The organism is Pseudomonas sp. Leaf48 (assembly GCF_001421885.1).
In the GTDB taxonomy this organism is placed as follows: domain Bacteria; phylum Pseudomonadota; class Gammaproteobacteria; order Pseudomonadales; family Pseudomonadaceae; genus Aquipseudomonas.
In genome coordinates this window covers 720,813-738,588 of sequence record NZ_LMLH01000028.1, presented here as the reverse complement: position 1 = coordinate 738,588, position 17,776 = coordinate 720,813, and the positions used below count along the sequence as shown (strand labels likewise).

The window sequence follows — 17,776 nt, the reverse complement described above, 5'->3', positions numbered from 1 at the left end:
CCTATTGGCACCGTTCAGATCGTGCTGCTGAAAAGCCGGCGATCTTAGGAACTTTCCTACAGCAGATATGTAGGAGTAATCCTAAAGAGCGGGAGAATTCTCCCTCACAGCTGCATGACCCCGTACATAGGCAAGCGTCGGCACGGATGGAAAACAGCCGTGCCGAGCCTGGAAGGCGACTAAGGTGTAATCGGACACTCGTCAGCAGGCGAATGGAATGCTGTGCGGGTGACTAACGCCGCAGATCCCACCACTTCCGTTCCGTCATCGAAGAAGTACTGGATCTTCGCCCGGCCTCTGCGACTCGGATTCAGGTCATATAGCGGCTTGATATAGGTGCTGTAAGGCGTGACATCAAAGTCAAAGCCGGTCAGTGGGGACGCGGAATCACCCAGGACAAAATCCTTTTCGAACTTCACACCGGGAATTGGATTCTCAGGGCTGCCCAGATCGTCGCCGATCATGGGGATGAACACGAAGCTGATGGTGTCCCCCGCGTTGAGCAACCCCGTAAGGTCGGGTATCCGGACTTTCAGGGCCCCGTCGGGCTCCAGAGACCGGCAGCCCGGGTAACCGGTTGGGTTGTCGATTTTCGGGAAACTTGCTGCGGGCAGCTCCACCGCTATCGCGTTGACGTCGACGTCGATGGGTGCTGAATGCAGATCGTTTTCCACGCCGGGCCGCTGGACTTGATAGTGCACAGGCAACTCTTTGTTGTTTCCCCCTGCCTTGATGTAGCTCCAGGGAATAGTGACAGTATGGGGGTCGCCCGCGGTATGGACTGAGTCGTCAAAAGTGACTTGCGCTTCGGTAACCGGGGTACCATCCCAGAAGCAATCGACTACATCGTCGTTGATCGCCGTGGCGTGCCAGGTGAAAGTGAATTTGGCGCTCTGGCCTTTATCGGCCCTGGTCAGTTCATTGGTTCTGCTGTCGTCGAAGTTCTTCACTTCCCCTGCCAGCAGTGACGGATGAACAGGATCAGGCCAATCCACCGGAGGCCAGGGCACCCACGGAATCGGAACCTCGAAGTTGACTGGAAAGTTCGCGGACTCGGGGCCAAACGGGCGCCCCTTGCGAAAGATCTGATAACTGACCGCAGTCGTTTTGGTACCCGTGGTGGTCTGTCCGTACTCCTCCAGCATGAGTACGGCAGGTCGAACAGGAACTTCCATGGTCAGCATGTTGAGAAAGTCGAGGTCCGGCGCTATCTCAGTGCCCCCCCATGTCACACGAACCTTGTCACCGGCCTTCCAGTTATCGTATTTATCGATCCAGACACTCACGCCCCGCCCTACGTCCTCAATCAGCAACGGCCCCGGGTCGGCCTGGGGAACTTTCGGTGGTTTTAAATTCTCGGGAAGTGGCCCGAAAGTAAGGCCCACGGCTTTATGCACCGATACGGCACTGGGGTTTTGTGCTGAATCGATCAATACGTACAGAAATACGCACTCCGCGTCGCCAAAAGCACGGATTTTATCGGCGGGAATCTGCACAGTTGTATCATTAACGCCGGGGGCAGGGACATTGTCGAAAAACACCAACTCGGCGTCTGACGGGTCTTCGGGAATCGCTGCAGCATCCACCAGATAGATGGCAATTTTATCAGTAGGTTTCCAGTCCGGATAACCGGGAACCGTAACATTGAGGTTACCGCCAGCCGGAAGATTGTCATCGTCCAGATAATCAGCGACGAGCTTCAACTCGCTCGGTGGAATATGCTTGTACGGTGGTAGCCGATCACAAATGACTGTGGCCTGTTGTGATTCAGTCTCCCAGTCCGTGTAATCGAGGTTGATGTACTTCAATATGCACGTCGCGTCGTCCGGAAGAGCATTGGTATCGATAGTCATGGCAAAGGGGAAGGTTTCCGGGAGGGGCCCACCGTCCGCCGGTCTGGTGAACTCGTGATAGCCCACCTCGTCCCAACGCCCTGATCCGTTATCCAGATACAGTGTGACTTTGTCGGTTTCCTTCGGCGCTGGAGGATTTGGCCACGATGGAATGTATACCGTCAGCCCATCAATCAGCTTCGGCCCATTCAGCAGGCCAGCCGTCTTGTCGGCGTAATCCTCATCTTTGATCTCGATGACCATATCGGCAATGTTCGCCCGATGCTGGTTGCGCATTTTCAAATAGTCGGTGCTTGCCATCTGCCGTTGCAGCCGGTTCGGATCATTCGCCATATTCCTGCTCTCCTGTCACGCCAATGCAGCCGTAGGAGCCATGGCCATGCCATGGCCTTAGCGTCGGTCGAAAACATGGGCGCTACGCACAGCCTCGCAAATCCGCTGCACAGCAAGCCGAACTGACCTTTGGCGGAATTTAGCGCTCAATGCAGAGAAAGCGATACTGTCAAAGTTGACAGGTACCCCCTGTTTTTTTTTGCGTTGCAGGTCGAGGTTGCGCAGGGTTGCACCTGATCGACTGGCAACTGAACGGTACCCACCGCCACTCGCCACTCGCCACACCCGCGCCATATCGCTCGCCCGTTCCTGCAGCGGTTTCCACCCTGACTCTGGGCACCATGATGTTCGGCAAACAGACCAGCACCGAGGATTCCCTGCGGAGCATCGACAAGGCCTGGAACCTGGGCACCAACTTCATCGACACAGCCGATGTCTACTCCGACGGCCGCTCCGAGGAAATCGTCGGCGAAGCCATCGCCAGTCGCCGGCAGGAATGGGCGCTGGCCACGAAAGTCGACTTCGGACCGGCCGACGGTCTGCCGAACCGCAGCGACCTGAGCCGCAAGCACATTTTCAACGGCATCGAGGCCAGCCTGACGCGTCTGGGCACGGACTACCTCGATATCTGCACCGCGAAGACCACAACATCCCTACACATTGCTCGGCAGATTCAGCAGTACACACAGGAACGCGGTGTTGGCATTGTCGAGTTCGCCATTGCCTGGGTGTTGAATAACAGTGCGCTGACTTCGGCCATTGTTGGTCCACGCACCGAAGAGCCGTGGGATGCCTACACTAAGGCGCAAGCGGTCCGCGTTAGCGCAGAAGACGGGGCCTTTATTGATTCGCTGGTGACACCGGGGCATGCGTCGACGCCGGGGTTCAATGATGTGAGCCATTTCGTGTCGGGGCGTAGATCGCGTACGGCTTGAGTGCCAGCCCTCACCCTAGCCCTCTCCCAGGGGGAGAGGGGACTGACCGAGTACTGCTTGGAATATGTTTGAGCCTGAACTTTTTGCATCGAAACCATAATCGACCCGGTCTTTCAGGTCGCATAATTTCTTGAGACGACACGGTCAGTCCCCTCTCCCCCCGGGAGAGGGTTAGGGTGAGGGGGCGACGATTAAAAATCCTGCGCAGATGTTGAAAACATCGATCATCCGACCAATATTCAACACGAAAACCACGTATCCTCCGCACCCCGTTTCACCTTCAGCTTCGCGAGGACAGCTTGTCTAAAGGTATCGCTCTATCGGTTTCAGCCTCGGTGCTGTTTGCCGTCATGTACTACTACACCTCACTGCTGACTCCGTTGAGCGGTGTGGAGATTTTCGGCTGGCGCATGCTGTTGACCGTGCCTTGCATGACCGTATTCATGGTGCTGTCCGGCGAATGGAAACGTGTGGTCGAGATTGTCCGGCGTGTCAGCGCCAACCGGAAATTGATGGCCGGCCTGGTCGCCTCCTCGGCGCTGCTCGGCGTGCAACTGTGGCTGTTCATGTGGGCGCCGCTCAACGGCTACAGCCTCGACGTATCCCTGGGCTACTTCCTGTTGCCCCTGACCATGGTCCTGACCGGTAGGATCGCCTACGGCGAACGCCTCTCGTACTTGCAAAAAATCGCCGTGGTATTCGCCTGCCTCGGGGTGATCAACGAGGTGTATCAGGTTGGTGGTTTTTCTTGGGCGACCCTGCTGGTCTGCATTGGTTACCCGGCCTATTTCGTTTTACGTAAACGACTGGCGGCGGACAACCTGGGCGGTTTGTGGCTGGACATGGCACTGACGCTGCCCGTGGCCTTCTGGTTCGTGCACAGTGGCGCGCAAGGCTTCGGCGTGTTCGAGCAGCATCCGTGGTTGTCGCTGCTGATCCCGATGCTGGGCGTGATCAGTGCGTCGGCGCTGGTGGTCTACATCATCGCCAGCCGACTGTTGCCGTTCAGCCTGTTCGGGCTGCTGAGCTATGTCGAACCGGTGCTGCTGCTGGGCGTGGCGTTGTTGCTCGGGGAGAGCATCAAGAAAGGCGAGTGGCTGACGTACATCCCGATCTGGATGGCCGTGCTGGTGTTGGTCTTTGAAGGCTTCAAGCATCTGATGCGACAGCGCCGCCCGTAGGCCACACACAAAAACAAATGTGGGCGCGGGCTTGCTCGCGAAGGCGGTGTGTCAGGCAGTAGATTTCTCACTGACACTCCGCCTTCGCGAGCAAGCCCGCTCCCACAGTTCAAGACAGCGACTGCTTAGTCGGTGGACAACACACCACGGCGAACCTGATCACGTTCGATCGATTCGAACAACGCCTTGAAGTTGCCCTCGCCGAAACCGTCATCACCCTTGCGCTGGATGAACTCGAAGAACACCGGGCCCATCAGGGTTTCCGAGAAGATCTGCAGCAGCAGGCGCTTGTCACCCGACTCCGACGAACCGTCCAGCAGGATGCCCCGCGATTGCAACTCACCCACTGGCTCTCCGTGATTGGGCAGACGGCCTTCGAGCATTTCGTAGTAAGTATCCGGCGGCGCGGTCATGAAGCGCATGCCGATCTTTTTCAGGTGATCCCAGGTCTTGACCAGGTCGTCGGACAGGAAGGCAACGTGCTGGATGCCTTCGCCGTTGAACTGCATCAGGAATTCTTCGATCTGCCCGGCGCCCTTGGACGACTCTTCGTTGAGCGGGATGCGGATCATGCCATCGGGTGCGGTCATGGCCTTGGAGGTCAGGCCGGTGTATTCGCCCTTGATGTCGAAGTAACGGATCTCGCGGAAGTTGAACAGCTTCTCGTAGAAGTTGGCCCAGTAAGCCATGCGGCCGCGGTACACGTTGTGGGTCAGGTGATCGATGATCTTCAGGCCCGCCCCGACCGGGTGACGGTCGACGCCTTCAATGAACACGAAGTCGATGTCATAGATCGAGCTGCCTTCGCCGAAACGGTCGATCAGGTACAGCGGCGCGCCGCCAATGCCTTTGATCGCCGGGAGGTTCAGCTCCATCGGGCCGGTTTCGATGTGGATCGGCTGGGCGCCGAGTTCCAGGGCACGCTTGTAGGCTTTTTGCGAATCCTTGACCCGGAACGCCATGCCGCACACCGACGGGCCGTGTTCGGCAGCAAAGTACGAAGCAACGCTGTTGGGCTCGTTGTTGAGGATCAGGTTGATCGCGCCCTGGCGATATAGGTGCACGTCCTTGGAGCGGTGGGTTGCGACCTTGGTAAAGCCCATGATCTCGAAGATCGGCTCCAGGGTATTGGGAGTTGGCGATGCGAGCTCGATGAACTCAAAGCCCATCAGGCCCATCGGGTTTTCGTATAAATCTGCCATGGTCGGCGCCTCATCATGCTTTCAGAATTAACAAATGTCAGTTGCTAGCAATGCTGAGACCGGTGGGTGGCGCACAGGAGATGCCCCGCACACTGCGGGCGAGAAAGTCACCGTAGATCAGTTGAAACCCGAATATCTTCATTGTCGACCCAAGGCTCTTGCGGGCGAGGCTTCTGCTGCCAGAAGACGTTTATTCTTGTATGCGTAACCCGATTCTACACAGCGTAAAACAGTTTGTCCGCCTTCTGTATAAAATCCCCTTTTTCCATGACCGCGCAAGCGCTTTGTTACAGCGTAAAACCCCAAACCGCCGTCGGCCATCTATCATGGCAATCACCGAACTCTTCTTGGGAGGCACCCTGCCCTGCCAGCATTTGAGAGCCCTACTTCACCGCCTCAGGTTTCGCGAATGCCACTCAAAGCCAAGACCCGCCATCGCCGCACCAGAATGGCTGTCACTCTGATCAGCGGATTGCTCCCGGTGTTGCTCGGGTCCTTCATTCTTCATATGCAGGCAGAGCGGACCCAGGAACAAAGCAGCGCACAAACTGCCGAGGACGCGATTCGCCAGATCGAACTGATGCTCGATAACACCGCTCAAGCCGCACACGAGTTACTGCCACTCGCCGGCCAGAGTTGCAACGACGTCAAACTGACCCTACGCGAACAGGTCACCCGCCGCCCGTTCGTGCGTTCGACCAATCTGGTGTGGGAGGACATCATCTATTGCAGTTCGCTGTTCGGTGACATTGAGGAGAAGATCAACCCCGGTGACTACACCCAGGGGGCGTTATGGCTGATGAACGGCAACCCGGTCACGCCCAACACGGCGCTGCTGGTGTATCGGCGCAGCGAAGGCAAAAAAGGCGCCCTGGCGACCCTTGATGGCTACCACCTGGCTAACGTACTGCGCCTGATTGGACGCAAGACTTTACTGCAATTGCAAGTCGGCAAGAACTGGTTGTCGGCCGACGGTGTATTTCATGACACTGCCCTGCCCCGACTGCCGGTAGCGCACAGCTATCTGACCTCGCAACGCTATGCCTTTTCCGTGTCGGCCGGTTTTCCTTCAGGCGAAACCTGGCGCTACATGACCAGCGAATACCCGCCGTTGTTCAGCTTGCTGCTGTTTTTTGGCGTGATCGCAGGTTTCATCGGGCATTTCCTGCAAATGCGTTCCGTGTCGCCGACCCATGAAATGCAGCGGGCGCTGGATGCGGCGGAATTCATTCCGTATTTTCAGCCCGTTGTTGATGGCGACAGCAAGCGCTGGTCGGGGGCTGAAGTCCTGATGCGCTGGAAGCATCCAACCGAAGGCCTGGTGCGTCCCGACCTGTTCATCCCGCTTGCTGAACACACCGGGCTGATCGTGCCAATGACGCGCTCACTGATGCGCCAGACAGCCGCCCTCCTCGCGCCGCATAGCGCCTCATTCGAAAAGCCGCTTCATATCGGCATCAATATCACCGCCAATCACTGCCAGGACTTGCAACTGGTTCAGGATTGCCAAGAGTTTCTCGACGCATTTACTCAAGGGTCGATCCACCTGGTACTGGAGCTGACCGAGCGCGAACTGATCGAGCCTACGGCCACCACCCGTAAACTGTTCGAACAACTGCGTGAAATGGGCATAAAGATCGCCATCGATGACTTCGGTACGGGTCACTCGAGCCTGGGTTACCTGAGCCAGTTCAATGTGGACTTCCTGAAAATCGATCAGAGTTTCGTGGCCATGATCGGTATCGATACCCCCTCCAGCCACATACTGGACAGCATCATCGAACTGGCGGGCAAGCTCGATCTGGCACTGGTCGCCGAAGGCGTGGAAACCCTTGAGCAAAGTGATTACCTGAGTGATCGGGGTGTGAACTTTCTGCAAGGTTATCTGTTCGCTAAACCGGTGCCCGGCGCGGAGTTCATTAGTGCATTAAGTGAACATTAACTAAACATTTAACCGGCATACAACGATAACCCCCAGCCATGGGAATCAACACAGCACCGTTGTTACATGAAGAAAATGTCAGGATTTACTCTTGAGCAATTAACTACTACAATTTTTCATACCAGCGCTAAACTGGCAGGTGAATCACTGTCACCGGGTCGCTTCAAGGCTCTTGGCTTATAGCTTTGTTTGCGGTTGGTATCAGCCAAACACACTATTGGAGTAAAGATATTGTCCAGACTCGCTGAATTTCGTGCAGCCGAAAAGGCCCTTCAAGAGCAGCTCAAGCAGCTGGAATCGCTGAAGAACGATGCCGGGCTCAAGAAAGAAATCGAATTCGAAGAGAAACTCCAGGGGTTGATGAAAACCTACGGCAAAAGCCTGCGTGACATCATTGCCATTCTCGATCCGAACCCGACAAAATCCGGCCTGCAGCAGGCTGCACCAAAAACCCGTCGCGCCCGTGTGGTCAAGGTCTATCAGAACCCGCACACCGGCGAGCTGATTGAAACCAAGGGCGGCAATCACCGCGGCCTGAAAGCCTGGAAGGAACAATACGGTGCAGGCACCGTGGACTCCTGGCTTCGCGGCTGACACTCGTTGCAACAAAAAAGCCCTGCCGATGCAGGGCTTTTTCATGAATGGCATCTAATTGCAACGAACAGCAGCGATCAACTACCTGGTTGCCGACTAACTATTTGCTTAATCCATTCTGAATATCTAAAAACCCCGCTACCAGCCCGCCAAACACTGTCGCCGCTTTAAAGTTTCAGGCTGTTGCGCGCAGCCGCAATTTCATCCTGACTCGCCTTATAATCCTGCGCTTTTCCGGCGTAGGAAAGAACATAGGCCTTATCGGCATCCACCGCAGCGACCAATGTTTGAGAAAGCACATGCTGGCCGTTCTGCGTGATGGTGCAGGTAGTTTCCAGCGCAGCCAGGCGACTCAACATCGTCGAATGAATTCGAGTGCAAACACTCTGGTATCCGCCTTGAAAGAAGTCCTTTTGCAAGGTTTTGCGCATTTCCAGCAACACACCCTGCAGATTGACCTGATGCCCGCTTTCCACCTGACTGATGGTCAACTCCATCACCATGACCGGTGTAGCGCCCTGATCAACTTTTACCGCGCGCTGACGGCTGACGCCGGAAGCAGCTTCGGGAACTGTCTCAACCTGCCAGCCGGCTGGCCAGGTCATGACTGGCGCATCTGCGTAAGCGGCACTGGCCAATGAAAGTACACCTGCCAGGACCAACAACGATTTACAGAATCGACACATTGCACTGGGCACCTACGGATTGAGGCCTAAAGTCTGAGGCCCGTCCGGCTGTCAGGCAATAGCCGGTCATTCGGGTTTGGCGATGTCGGAACCCTTGCGTATCATTGTCACCATTCGTTAGCCCACATATTTTCCGGAGGGCCCATGAGCCTGCAAGAATTGAACACCTTCCCCGGCGTTACCGCACAACCGGACACCGCCACCCAGAAATTCGTCTTCAACCACACCATGCTGCGGGTCAAGGACATCACCAGGTCACTGGACTTCTACACGCGCATTCTGGGTTTCTCGCTGGTGGAAAAACGCGATTTCCCGGAAGCCGAGTTCAGCCTGTACTTCCTCGCGCTGGTCGACAAAAACCAGATCCCGGCCGATGCCGCCGCGCGTACCGAGTGGATGAAGTCGATCCCCGGGATTCTCGAACTGACCCACAACCACGGCACCGAAAACGATCCTGACTTTGCCTACCACAATGGCAACACTGATCCCCGCGGTTTCGGCCACATCTGCATTTCGGTACCGGACATCGTTGCCGCGTGCGAACGCTTCGAGGCACTGGGCTGCGATTTCCAGAAGCGCCTGAGCGACGGTCGCATGAAGAGCCTGGCGTTCATCAAGGACCCGGATGCCTACTGGGTCGAGATCATTCAGCCAGCACCGCTGTAAAGCACGGTGGATCATTCCCACGCGTGGGAACGACCATAGAAAAATCCCCTGTGGGAACGGGCTTGCTCGCGAACGCGCAGTGTCGGCCAACATCTCTGCTGGATGACACAGCGCTTTTCGCGAGCAAGCCCGCTCCCACTTTTGGAATGTGTCAGACACAAAAAACCCATGATCTCTCATGGGTTTTTTGTGTCTCCGGCTACCGATTTTATGCCGGTGCCGACGTCCGGATCAGGTGATCGAAAGCACTCAGGGAAGCCTTGGCGCCCTCGCCCACCGCAATCACGATCTGCTTGTACGGCACAGTGGTCACGTCACCGGCGGCGAACACACCAGGCACCGAGGTTTCGCCGCGAGCATCGACAATGATCTCACCACGGGGTGACAGCTCGATGGTGCCTTTGAGCCAATCAGTGTTAGGCAGCAGACCGATCTGCACGAAGATCCCTTCAAGTTCTACACTTCGCAGCTCGTCAGTCTGACGATCCTTGTAACGCAGGCCGTTGACCTTCTGACCGTCGCCGACCACCTCGGTGGTTTGCGCGCTGGTGATCACGGTCACGTTCGGCAGGCTGTGCAACTTGCGCTGCAACACCGCATCGGCACGCAGTTGAACGTCATACTCCAACAGCGTCACGTGGGACACGATACCGGCCAGGTCGATGGCCGCTTCGACGCCGGAGTTGCCGCCGCCAATCACCGCCACGCGCTTGCCCTTGAACAGCGGACCGTCGCAGTGCGGGCAGTATGCAACGCCCTTGTTGCGGTATTGCTGTTCGCCAGGCACGTTCATTTCACGCCAGCGTGCACCGGTCGCCAGGATGACAGTCTTGGCTTTCAATTGCGCACCGCTGGCGAAGTGGACTACGTGCAACTCACCTTCTTTGCCTGGCACCAACTTATCGGCACGCTGCAGATTCATGATGTCCACGTCGTACTGTTTGACGTGCTCTTCCAGCGCAACGGCCAGTTTCGGCCCTTCGGTTTCCTGTACAGAGATGAAGTTCTCGATGGCCATGGTGTCGAGCACCTGCCCACCAAAACGCTCAGCCGCCACACCGGTACGAATGCCTTTACGGGCTGCATAGATCGCCGCCGAAGCACCGGCCGGGCCACCGCCGACAACCAGTACGTCAAAGGCTTCCTTGGCACTTATTTTTTCAGCCTGACGCTCGATACCGCTGGTGTCGATTTTGGCGAGAATTTCTTCCAGGCCCATGCGGCCCTGGCCGAAGTTCACGCCGTTGAGGTAGATGCTTGGCACCGCCATGATCTGGCGCTCGTCGACTTCTGCCTGAAACAGCGCGCCGTCGATGGCCACGTGACGGATGTTCGGGTTCAGCACCGCCATCAGGTTCAGCGCCTGGACAACGTCCGGGCAGTTCTGGCAGGACAGCGAGAAGTACGTCTCGAAGTTGAACTCACCCTTGATCGAGCGGATCTGCTCGATCACTTCAACACTGGCTTTCGATGGATGACCGCCGACTTGCAGCAGGGCCAGCACCAGGGATGTGAATTCATGGCCCATCGGGATGCCGGCGAAACGCAGGCTGATATCGGCACCGGGGCGGTTGATCGAGAACGATGGCTTGCGTGCGTCGTCACCGTTGTCGAGCAAAGTAATCTGGGTGGAAAGACTGGCAACGTCTTTCAACAGTTCGAGCATTTCCCGGGATTTCGCACCGTCGTCGAGGGAGGCAACGATCTCGATCGGCTGGGTGACCCGTTCCAGGTACGATTTCAACTGGGCTTTAAGATTGGCGTCCAACATACGGGCGATTTCCTTTGTATTCACAGACATAAAAAAACGCCCGAGCGAATCTCGCCCGGGCGTTTTTATTGGGCGGTGCAGCTTGCTTAGAAGGTGCGGAAGTCCGCCCTGATGAAGCGCGTCACAGACTTAGATCTTGCCGACCAGGTCCAGGGACGGAGCCAGAGTGGCCTCGCCTTCTTTCCACTTGGCTGGGCAAACCTGACCCGGGTGAGCAGCGACGTACTGGGCAGCCTTGATCTTGCGCAGCAGTTCGCTAGCGTCACGGCCTACACCGCCATCGTTCAGTTCAACGATCTTGATCTGGCCTTCCGGGTTGATTACGAAGGTGCCACGATCCGCCAGGCCAGCCTCTTCGATCAGCACGTCGAAGTTGCGCGAGATGGCGTGGGTTGGGTCGCCGATCATGGTGTACTGGATCTTGCCGATGGCTGGCGAAGTGTTGTGCCAGGCAGCGTGGGCGAAGTGAGTGTCGGTGGAAACGCTGTAGATCTCGACGCCCAGTTTCTGGAATGCGTCGTAGTTGTCAGCCAGGTCTTCCAGCTCGGTCGGGCATACGAAGGTGAAGTCGGCCGGGTAGAAGAACACCACAGACCACTTGCCTTTGAGGTCAGCGTCCGAGACTTTTACGAAGTCGCCGTTTTTGAATGCATCAGCTTTGAACGGTTTAACTTGGCTGTTGATGATAGGCATCGTTGACTCTCCGTCAGGGGTTAAGAAGTTGATGGAGAGAACTTTACCCACTCGACGAACGCAAGGCTCATTGGCAAACCTCATGCCGCTGATTTGTTTTCGCTATTAGCCGACAGTATTAATAGAAGAATTCGGTATCTCGGGCGCGACCGGCTTTTCTGCGCGCAGCGCCATGCCCAGGAAGGGATTGGTTTCGATGTAACGCATGGCGGACTTCATGTCCTTCCAGCCCACATAACTCATCAACGATTTCAGATCCCAGCCGCTTTGGTGCGCCCAAGTGGCGAATCCACGACGCAGGGAGTGGCTGGTATAGAGTTCGCCCGCGATTCCAGCGCGCCCCAGGGCCTGACGCAACAGCGGTATCACGCTATTGGCGTGCAAGCTCTCCTCGCTCAGATGCCCCCAACGGTCAATGCCACGAAACACCGGGCCGCGCACCAGTGCCGCCTCGTTGATCCATTCGATGTAGGCCTGCACGGGGCACAAGCGCTGCAGCGCCGGCGTCTGATAAGTCTTGCCAAGGTTCTCGCGATCACTCTTGCTGCGCGGCAGGTAGAGGGTGATCCCCGCGCCGGCGCTGGCTTGAACGTGCGCGATTTGCAGCCGGCACAACTCATCGCTGCGAAAGCCCCGCCAGAAACCTAGCAGGATTAATGCGGTGTCCCGCCTGGCGCGCAACAGTGCGGGGCGATCGCCCTGAGTCCGGGCAGTTTGCGCCTCCTGCTCCAACCAGTTGACCACCTGCTCCAAATGTTGAAGTTGCAGAGGTTGCGCCTGTTTCTCCTGCGCCGGATGCAGCGCACGGATGCCTTTGAACACCTTGCGCACCAGCGGCGCCTTGGTCGGATCGGCAAACCCCTGACTGTTATGCCACTGCGCCAGCGCCGACAACCGTAGCTTCAACGTGTTGATCGACAACACCCCGGCATGGGCCACCAGGTAGCGCGCCACACTGTCGCCAGTAGCCGGCAGAAAACCACCCCAGGTCACTTCGAAATGCTCAATAGCTGCCCTGTAGCTACGCCGGGTGTTGTCGCGAGTGGCGGCTTGCAGGTAACGATTGAGGTCGCTCATGGAAATACCTTCTGACTAGTTACAAATTGGCGAACTGTAGGAGCGAGCAGGCTCCGGGCGGCGTTCCGACGATGGACATTAACGATGACGCGGGCCTCCTGAATGCCCACGGTACTCTCTGGTTTTTCGCGAGCATGCTCGCTCCTACAAGGACCGCGTTGAACTGGAGGAGCGAGCACGCTCGCGATGGACGTCAACGATGACACGGGCGTTCTGAATGCCCGCGGTGCTCTCTGGTTTTTCGCGAGCATGCTCGCTCCTACAAGGACCGCGTTGAACTGTAGGAGCGAGCACGCTCGCGATGGACGTCAACGATGACACGGGTCTCCTGAATGCCCACGGTGCTCTCTGGTTCTTCGCGAGCCTGCTCGCTCCTACAAGGACCGCGTTGAACTGTAGGAGCGAGCACGCTCGCGATGGACGTCAACGATAACGCGGGCTTCCTGAATGCCCGCGGTGCTCTCTGGTTTTTCGCGAGCATGCTCGCTCCTACAAGGACCGCGTTGAATTGTAGGAGCGAGCACGCTCGCGATGGACGCCAACGATAACGCGGGCTTCCTGAATGCCCACGGGGCTCTCTGGTTTTTCGCGAGCATGCTCGCTCCTACAGGGGACCACTTGTGCCAAAAACGTATCAAAACCACCTTCACACGTGGTAATACCAGTATATCCCGTGTCAGTATCATCGAGCATTTAACTTATTCAATTCAATGGTACAATGTGTATGTCAGTGGTATGTACCACAGTATTAAATCGTAGGAGACCCCATGGCTCGCGGTGGTGTAAATAAAGCGGTAGTTCAAGCGGCCCGGTTGGCGATCCTCGCCCGCGGCGAAAACCCCAGCATCGACGCCGTGCGGATCGAGATGGGCAATACCGGTTCGAAAACCACGATCCATCGCTATCTCAAAGAGCTGGACGACAGCATCGAACGCACCGAAACACCCTCCGAACCCATTGATGACGAGTTGCTGGCGCTGGTCGCAAGGCTCGCCCAACGGCTCAAGGAGCAGGCACAGGAACCCATCGACCAGGCCTGCACGCAGTTCGAACAACAACGCAAGGCACTGGAAACCAGCCTCACCGAAGCACAGGACGCCAACACTGAGCTGCAGCAGCAGTACGAGTTTCAAAGCCTGGCGCTGGCCCAGGAATCCGACGCACTGCAGGACACCCGCTCGATGCTGCAGACCGAGCAGACCCGCAACGCCGGGCTGAATCAGGCACTGGCCGATTTCGAACTACGCCTGCAAGACAAGGACGAGCAGATCCGCTCCCTTGAGGAAAAGCATCTGCATGCCCGCGATGCCCTGGAGCACTATCGCAATGCGGTGAAGGAACAGCGCGAACAGGAAATCAGTCGCCATGAAGGCCAGGTTCAGCAGCTGCAGATGGAGTTGCGTCAGTCACAGCAGAGCACCCTGGTGCGCCAGGACGAAATCACCCAACTGCATCGCGACAACGAGCGCCTGCTGACGGAAAACCGCGGCACCCTGCGCGAGTTGAGCTCACTGCACGAACAGCTCAAGCAAAGCCACGCCCGCCAGGATCAGCTACTGGAACAGACCACCCGGGTCGACGGCGAACGCACCCTCCTCCAGGAACGCTTGCGCGTCGCCCTGCTGGAAAGCCAGGCACTCAAACAGAATGTCGACGAGCAGTCGCAGCTGAACAAGGCACTGGAAGCCGAGCTGACCAAGGCCCAGGCAGACCTGGAAGAAAGCGTGCGCCTGGCCGCTGCCGTTGCGGCAGCGCCAGCCACAGCCACAGCCACAGCCACAGCCACAGCCAAAGGCGATTAACCGGCGACCGGCGTGCGCATGGTGACGAACTCTTCGGCGGCCGTCGGGTGTACGCCGATGGTTTCGTCGAAGTGGCGCTTGGTCGCGCCGGCCTTCAAGGCAATTGCCAGACCCTGAACGATCTCACCGGCCTCCGGGCCAACCATGTGGCAACCCAGGACCTTGTCGGTCTTGGCATCCACCACCAGTTTCATCAACGTGCGCTCCTGGCACTCGGTCAGGGTCAGCTTCATCGGCCGGAAGCTGCTTTCGAAAAGCTGCACTTCGTGGCCAGCTTCCCGAGCCTCCTCCTCGGTCAAGCCAACGGTGCCGATGTTCGGCAGACTGAACACGGCCGTCGGGATCATTTTGTAATCCACCGGACGATACTGCTCCGGCTTGAACAGACGCCGTGCCACCGCCATGCCTTCGGCCAGCGCCACCGGCGTCAATTGCACGCGCCCGATCACATCACCCAGGGCGAGGATCGATGGTTCAGCGGTCTGATACAGCTCATCGACTTCGACAAAGCCCTTCTTGTCGAGCTTCACACCGGTGTTTTCCAGCCCGAGGTTGTCCAGCATCGGACGCCGGCCAGTGGCGTAGAAAATACAATCCACTTCCAGCGCGCGTCCGTCCTTGAGGGTAGCTTTCAAGCTGCCGTCAGCCTGCTTGTCGATGCGCGCGATATCGGCATTGAATTGCAAGTCCATGCCACGCCGGGTCAGCTCTTGCTGCAAATGCTTGCGCACCGAGCCGTCGAAGCCGCGCAGGAACAACTCACCGCGATAGAGCAATGTGGTCTCGGCGCCCAAACCGTGGAAGATGCCGGCGAACTCGACGGCGATGTAGCCACCGCCCACCACCAACACTCGCTTGGGCAGCTCTTTGAGGAAGAACGCCTGATTGGAACTGATCGCGTGCTCGTGCCCCGCAATATCGGGAATCTGCGGCCAGCCACCGGTGGCGATCAGAATGTGCTTGGCGCTGTGGCGCTCGCCATTGATCTCGACGGTATTCGGATCGACGATTTTGGCGTGGCCTTCATGCAGCGTGACGCCACTGTTGACCAGCAGGTTGCGATAAATGCCATTGAGGCGATTGATCTCGCGATCCTTGTTGGCGATCAGCGTCGCCCAGTCGAACTGCGCCTCGTCCAGGCTCCAGCCAAAACCCGAGGCCTGCTCGAAGTCGTCGGCAAAGTGCGCACCGTACACCAGCAGTTTCTTCGGCACGCAACCGACGTTCACACAGGTCCCGCCCAGGTAACGGCTCTCGGCCACCGCCACTTTCGCACCAAACCCGGCAGCAAACCGCGCAGCCCGCACCCCGCCGGAACCAGCACCAATCACATAAAGGTCAAAATCGTAGGCCATTTTCAATCTCCTCGGCAGGCCAACAGCATACCTGCGCACGGCCGCTGAGCAAGCGTTGTGCTCAAATGCGCGGGGCGTGGGATTCGCGACTTTTGATCAATGCTCCAATGCAGATTGCATTTGCGGTATGCGCAGAGTGCGCCATGCAATCAAAATCGCCATGAGTGCCAAGCCGAACGTTACCCACGAAACCAAACCGATTCCACCTTCGAACGCCGCCCCCGCCTGCACCATCAACGCCCTTGCCTGATCACCCGACAAGCCTCCCGCCACATGATAAGCGCCAGACAGCGTTTCACTCGCCAGCATCATCTGCACGTCGCTCAGAAACCCCGGAAGCTGCAACGCACCGCGATAGTAGGCCGTGACGACACCGCCGAGCACTGTCGTCCCCAACACCACGCCCACTTCATAGGCCGTTTCGCTGATGGCCGACGCAGCGCCCGCTTTAGCCAGTGGCGCAGCAGACAAAATCACATCGTTGGACACCGTCGCAATCGCACCCACACCAATGTTGAGCAAGGCAAAAGCCACCACCAGAATGGTCAGGCTACTGCCCATGCTGGCGACCAGCAGAAACGCCGATCCAGCAAACGCCATCAAGATGGGTATCAGCACATGCACCTGTACTCGCCGCGCAACCGGCACAACCGCCATCCCCACTGCAATTGCCACGACTTGCCCTGGAACCAGCGCGAGGCTGGCGCTCAAGGGCGACATCTGAAGAACGATCTGCAGGAACTGAGTGGTAAAGAACACGAAGCCGACGAGAAACGCGAGACTCATCAGGTTGATCGCTACAGAGCCGCTGAATGCACCATTGCGCAACAGACTAAGGTCCATCAACGGCACTGGCAGACGTAATTGTCGACGCACAAACATCCAGCCCGCTACTGTGCCTGTTGCAAATGCTGTCAGCGCCATCCAGTCGATACCACTGCTGGCAATGTGTTTAATGCCATAGACAATGGCACCAAGCGCTACCATCGATTGCAGAATGCTTATCGGATCCAACGGTCCTGAAGCATCCCGCTCGGACTCGGGCAGCAACAGTGGTCCCAACACCAGCAACGGCACCAACACAGGCACCGCCAGCAGGAAAATCGAGCCCCAACTGAAGAATTCCAGCAAAACCCCACCCACCAAGGGACCAAGTGCCGAACCTACCGTCAATGTCGTCGCCCAGATCGCGACTGCCAGCCTGCGTTCTTCTCGATCCTCGAACACCGAACGTATCAACGCCAACGTTGACGGCATCAGCATTGCACCGAAAATGCCCATACAAGCTCGTCCGGCAATCAGTTGTGCGGCGGTACCCGAATACGCGGTCAGCACCGACACAATCGCAAAGCCCAAGGACCCGACCAACAACAACTTACGATGACCAACCCGATCTCCCAGACCACCCATCGACACCAGCAGCCCTGCCAATACCAGCGAATAAGCATCGATCATCCACAGCTGCTGGCTGGCAGTGGGACGCAGGGCCTCGGCAATCTTGGGTAACGCGAATCCGAGCACCGTGTTGTCAACTGTCACCAGCAATACGGGTAGCATCAGGACGCTTAGACCCAACCAACGCTTTGATCTCGCCCCGAGGCATCTCGCCTCACTTATTAATGCCATCAGTAAAACTCCTTAATGCCTACAAAAATTCACGAGGCATTTTTCATTGCACCCGAGAAA

The 17,776-nt window shown here is 57.4% G+C and carries 14 protein-coding genes; 6 read left to right on the top strand and 8 right to left on the bottom strand.

Going from position 1 to position 17,776, the window contains the following annotated elements; genetic code table 11:
• Positions 1-179 precede the first annotated feature (179 nt).
• On the bottom strand, positions 180-2,186 hold the full coding sequence (locus ASE98_RS19125; protein ID WP_060542881.1) for a hypothetical protein: 2,007 nt from the start codon (positions 2,184-2,186) through the stop codon (positions 180-182).
• Positions 2,187-2,512: 326 nt separating this feature from the next.
• Between ASE98_RS19125 and ASE98_RS19120 the strand changes: the two genes are divergently transcribed.
• Both ASE98_RS19120 and rarD read left to right on the top strand, forming a co-directional pair.
• On the top strand, positions 2,513-3,121 hold the full coding sequence (locus tag ASE98_RS19120; RefSeq protein WP_269084477.1) for an aldo/keto reductase: 609 nt from the start codon (positions 2,513-2,515) through the stop codon (positions 3,119-3,121).
• A 299-nt stretch (positions 3,122-3,420) separates the two neighbouring features.
• On the top strand, positions 3,421-4,302 hold the full coding sequence (rarD, locus tag ASE98_RS19115) for an EamA family transporter RarD (protein ID WP_060542880.1): 882 nt from the start codon (positions 3,421-3,423) through the stop codon (positions 4,300-4,302).
• 125 nt (positions 4,303-4,427) lie between these two features.
• On the opposite strand, the gene hppD is transcribed toward rarD, so the two are convergent.
• On the bottom strand, positions 4,428-5,504 hold the full coding sequence (gene hppD / locus ASE98_RS19110) for a 4-hydroxyphenylpyruvate dioxygenase (RefSeq protein WP_060542879.1): 1,077 nt from the start codon (positions 5,502-5,504) through the stop codon (positions 4,428-4,430).
• A 409-nt stretch (positions 5,505-5,913) separates the two neighbouring features.
• Between hppD and ASE98_RS19105 the strand changes: the two genes are divergently transcribed.
• The gene (locus ASE98_RS19105; RefSeq protein ID WP_060542878.1) at positions 5,914-7,446 is read left to right on the top strand and encodes an EAL domain-containing protein; all 1,533 of its coding nucleotides are present in this window, start codon (positions 5,914-5,916) and stop codon (positions 7,444-7,446) included.
• A 231-nt stretch (positions 7,447-7,677) separates the two neighbouring features.
• Positions 7,678-8,040, top strand: coding sequence for a histone-like nucleoid-structuring protein, MvaT/MvaU family (locus ASE98_RS19100; RefSeq protein WP_060542877.1), 363 nt, complete (start codon positions 7,678-7,680; stop codon positions 8,038-8,040).
• A gap of 167 nt (positions 8,041-8,207) precedes the next feature.
• Here the strand turns inward: ASE98_RS19100 and ASE98_RS19095 are convergent, their stop codons facing one another.
• Complete coding sequence (locus tag ASE98_RS19095; RefSeq protein WP_060542876.1) at positions 8,208-8,726, bottom strand: DUF4946 domain-containing protein; 519 nt, start codon at positions 8,724-8,726, stop codon at positions 8,208-8,210.
• Between the two features lie 144 nt (positions 8,727-8,870).
• Between ASE98_RS19095 and gloA the strand changes: the two genes are divergently transcribed.
• On the top strand, positions 8,871-9,392 hold the full coding sequence (gloA, locus tag ASE98_RS19090; RefSeq protein WP_060542875.1) for a lactoylglutathione lyase: 522 nt from the start codon (positions 8,871-8,873) through the stop codon (positions 9,390-9,392).
• Between the two features lie 208 nt (positions 9,393-9,600).
• On the opposite strand, the gene ahpF is transcribed toward gloA, so the two are convergent.
• The 3 genes from ahpF to ASE98_RS19075 form a co-directional block, all read right to left on the bottom strand.
• Positions 9,601-11,163 carry an alkyl hydroperoxide reductase subunit F gene (gene ahpF / locus ASE98_RS19085; RefSeq protein WP_060542874.1) on the bottom strand — a complete coding sequence of 521 codons (1,563 nt, stop codon included), beginning with the start codon at positions 11,161-11,163 and terminating at the stop codon, positions 9,601-9,603.
• Positions 11,164-11,292: 129 nt separating this feature from the next.
• Positions 11,293-11,856 (bottom strand): alkyl hydroperoxide reductase subunit C, encoded by a 564-nt coding sequence (ahpC, locus tag ASE98_RS19080; protein ID WP_007975937.1) that lies wholly within the window; start codon positions 11,854-11,856, stop codon positions 11,293-11,295.
• Positions 11,857-11,961: 105 nt separating this feature from the next.
• Positions 11,962-12,933 carry a site-specific integrase gene (locus ASE98_RS19075; protein WP_060542873.1) on the bottom strand — a complete coding sequence of 324 codons (972 nt, stop codon included), beginning with the start codon at positions 12,931-12,933 and terminating at the stop codon, positions 11,962-11,964.
• A gap of 767 nt (positions 12,934-13,700) precedes the next feature.
• On the opposite strand from ASE98_RS19075, the gene ASE98_RS19065 reads away from it, so the two are divergent.
• Positions 13,701-14,735: a DNA-binding protein gene (locus ASE98_RS19065; protein ID WP_060542871.1), complete on the top strand. Its 1,035-nt coding sequence runs from the start codon at positions 13,701-13,703 to the stop codon at positions 14,733-14,735.
• Here the strand turns inward: ASE98_RS19065 and gorA are convergent.
• Together gorA and ASE98_RS19055 are read right to left on the bottom strand one after the other, a co-directional pair.
• Positions 14,732-16,090, bottom strand: coding sequence for a glutathione-disulfide reductase (gene gorA / locus ASE98_RS19060; protein WP_060542870.1), 1,359 nt, complete (start codon positions 16,088-16,090; stop codon positions 14,732-14,734). The genes ASE98_RS19065 and gorA overlap by 4 nt on opposite strands.
• A 96-nt stretch (positions 16,091-16,186) precedes the next feature.
• Positions 16,187-17,647 (bottom strand): MFS transporter, encoded by a 1,461-nt coding sequence (locus ASE98_RS19055; RefSeq protein WP_201782598.1) that lies wholly within the window; start codon positions 17,645-17,647, stop codon positions 16,187-16,189.
• Positions 17,648-17,776 lie beyond the last annotated feature (129 nt).

What these genes read in the sequence shown, in the direction of transcription:
- ASE98_RS19125 (WP_060542881.1), bottom strand. Translation starts at nt 2,186, where the DNA reads ATGGCGAATGATCCGAACCGGCTGCAACGGCAGATGGCAAGCACCGAC.
- hppD (WP_060542879.1), bottom strand. Translation starts at nt 5,504, where the DNA reads ATGGCAGATTTATACGAAAACCCGATGGGCCTGATGGGCTTTGAGTTC.
- ASE98_RS19105 (WP_060542878.1), top strand. Translation starts at nt 5,914, where the DNA reads ATGCCACTCAAAGCCAAGACCCGCCATCGCCGCACCAGAATGGCTGTC.
- ASE98_RS19095 (WP_060542876.1), bottom strand. Translation starts at nt 8,726, where the DNA reads ATGTGTCGATTCTGTAAATCGTTGTTGGTCCTGGCAGGTGTACTTTCA.
- gloA (WP_060542875.1), top strand. Translation starts at nt 8,871, where the DNA reads ATGAGCCTGCAAGAATTGAACACCTTCCCCGGCGTTACCGCACAACCG.
- ahpF (WP_060542874.1), bottom strand. Translation starts at nt 11,163, where the DNA reads ATGTTGGACGCCAATCTTAAAGCCCAGTTGAAATCGTACCTGGAACGG.
- ahpC (WP_007975937.1), bottom strand. Translation starts at nt 11,856, where the DNA reads ATGCCTATCATCAACAGCCAAGTTAAACCGTTCAAAGCTGATGCATTC.
- ASE98_RS19075 (WP_060542873.1), bottom strand. Translation starts at nt 12,933, where the DNA reads ATGAGCGACCTCAATCGTTACCTGCAAGCCGCCACTCGCGACAACACC.
- ASE98_RS19065 (WP_060542871.1), top strand. Translation starts at nt 13,701, where the DNA reads ATGGCTCGCGGTGGTGTAAATAAAGCGGTAGTTCAAGCGGCCCGGTTG.
- gorA (WP_060542870.1), bottom strand. Translation starts at nt 16,090, where the DNA reads ATGGCCTACGATTTTGACCTTTATGTGATTGGTGCTGGTTCCGGCGGG.
- ASE98_RS19055 (WP_201782598.1), bottom strand. Translation starts at nt 17,647, where the DNA reads ATGCTACCCGTATTGCTGGTGACAGTTGACAACACGGTGCTCGGATTC.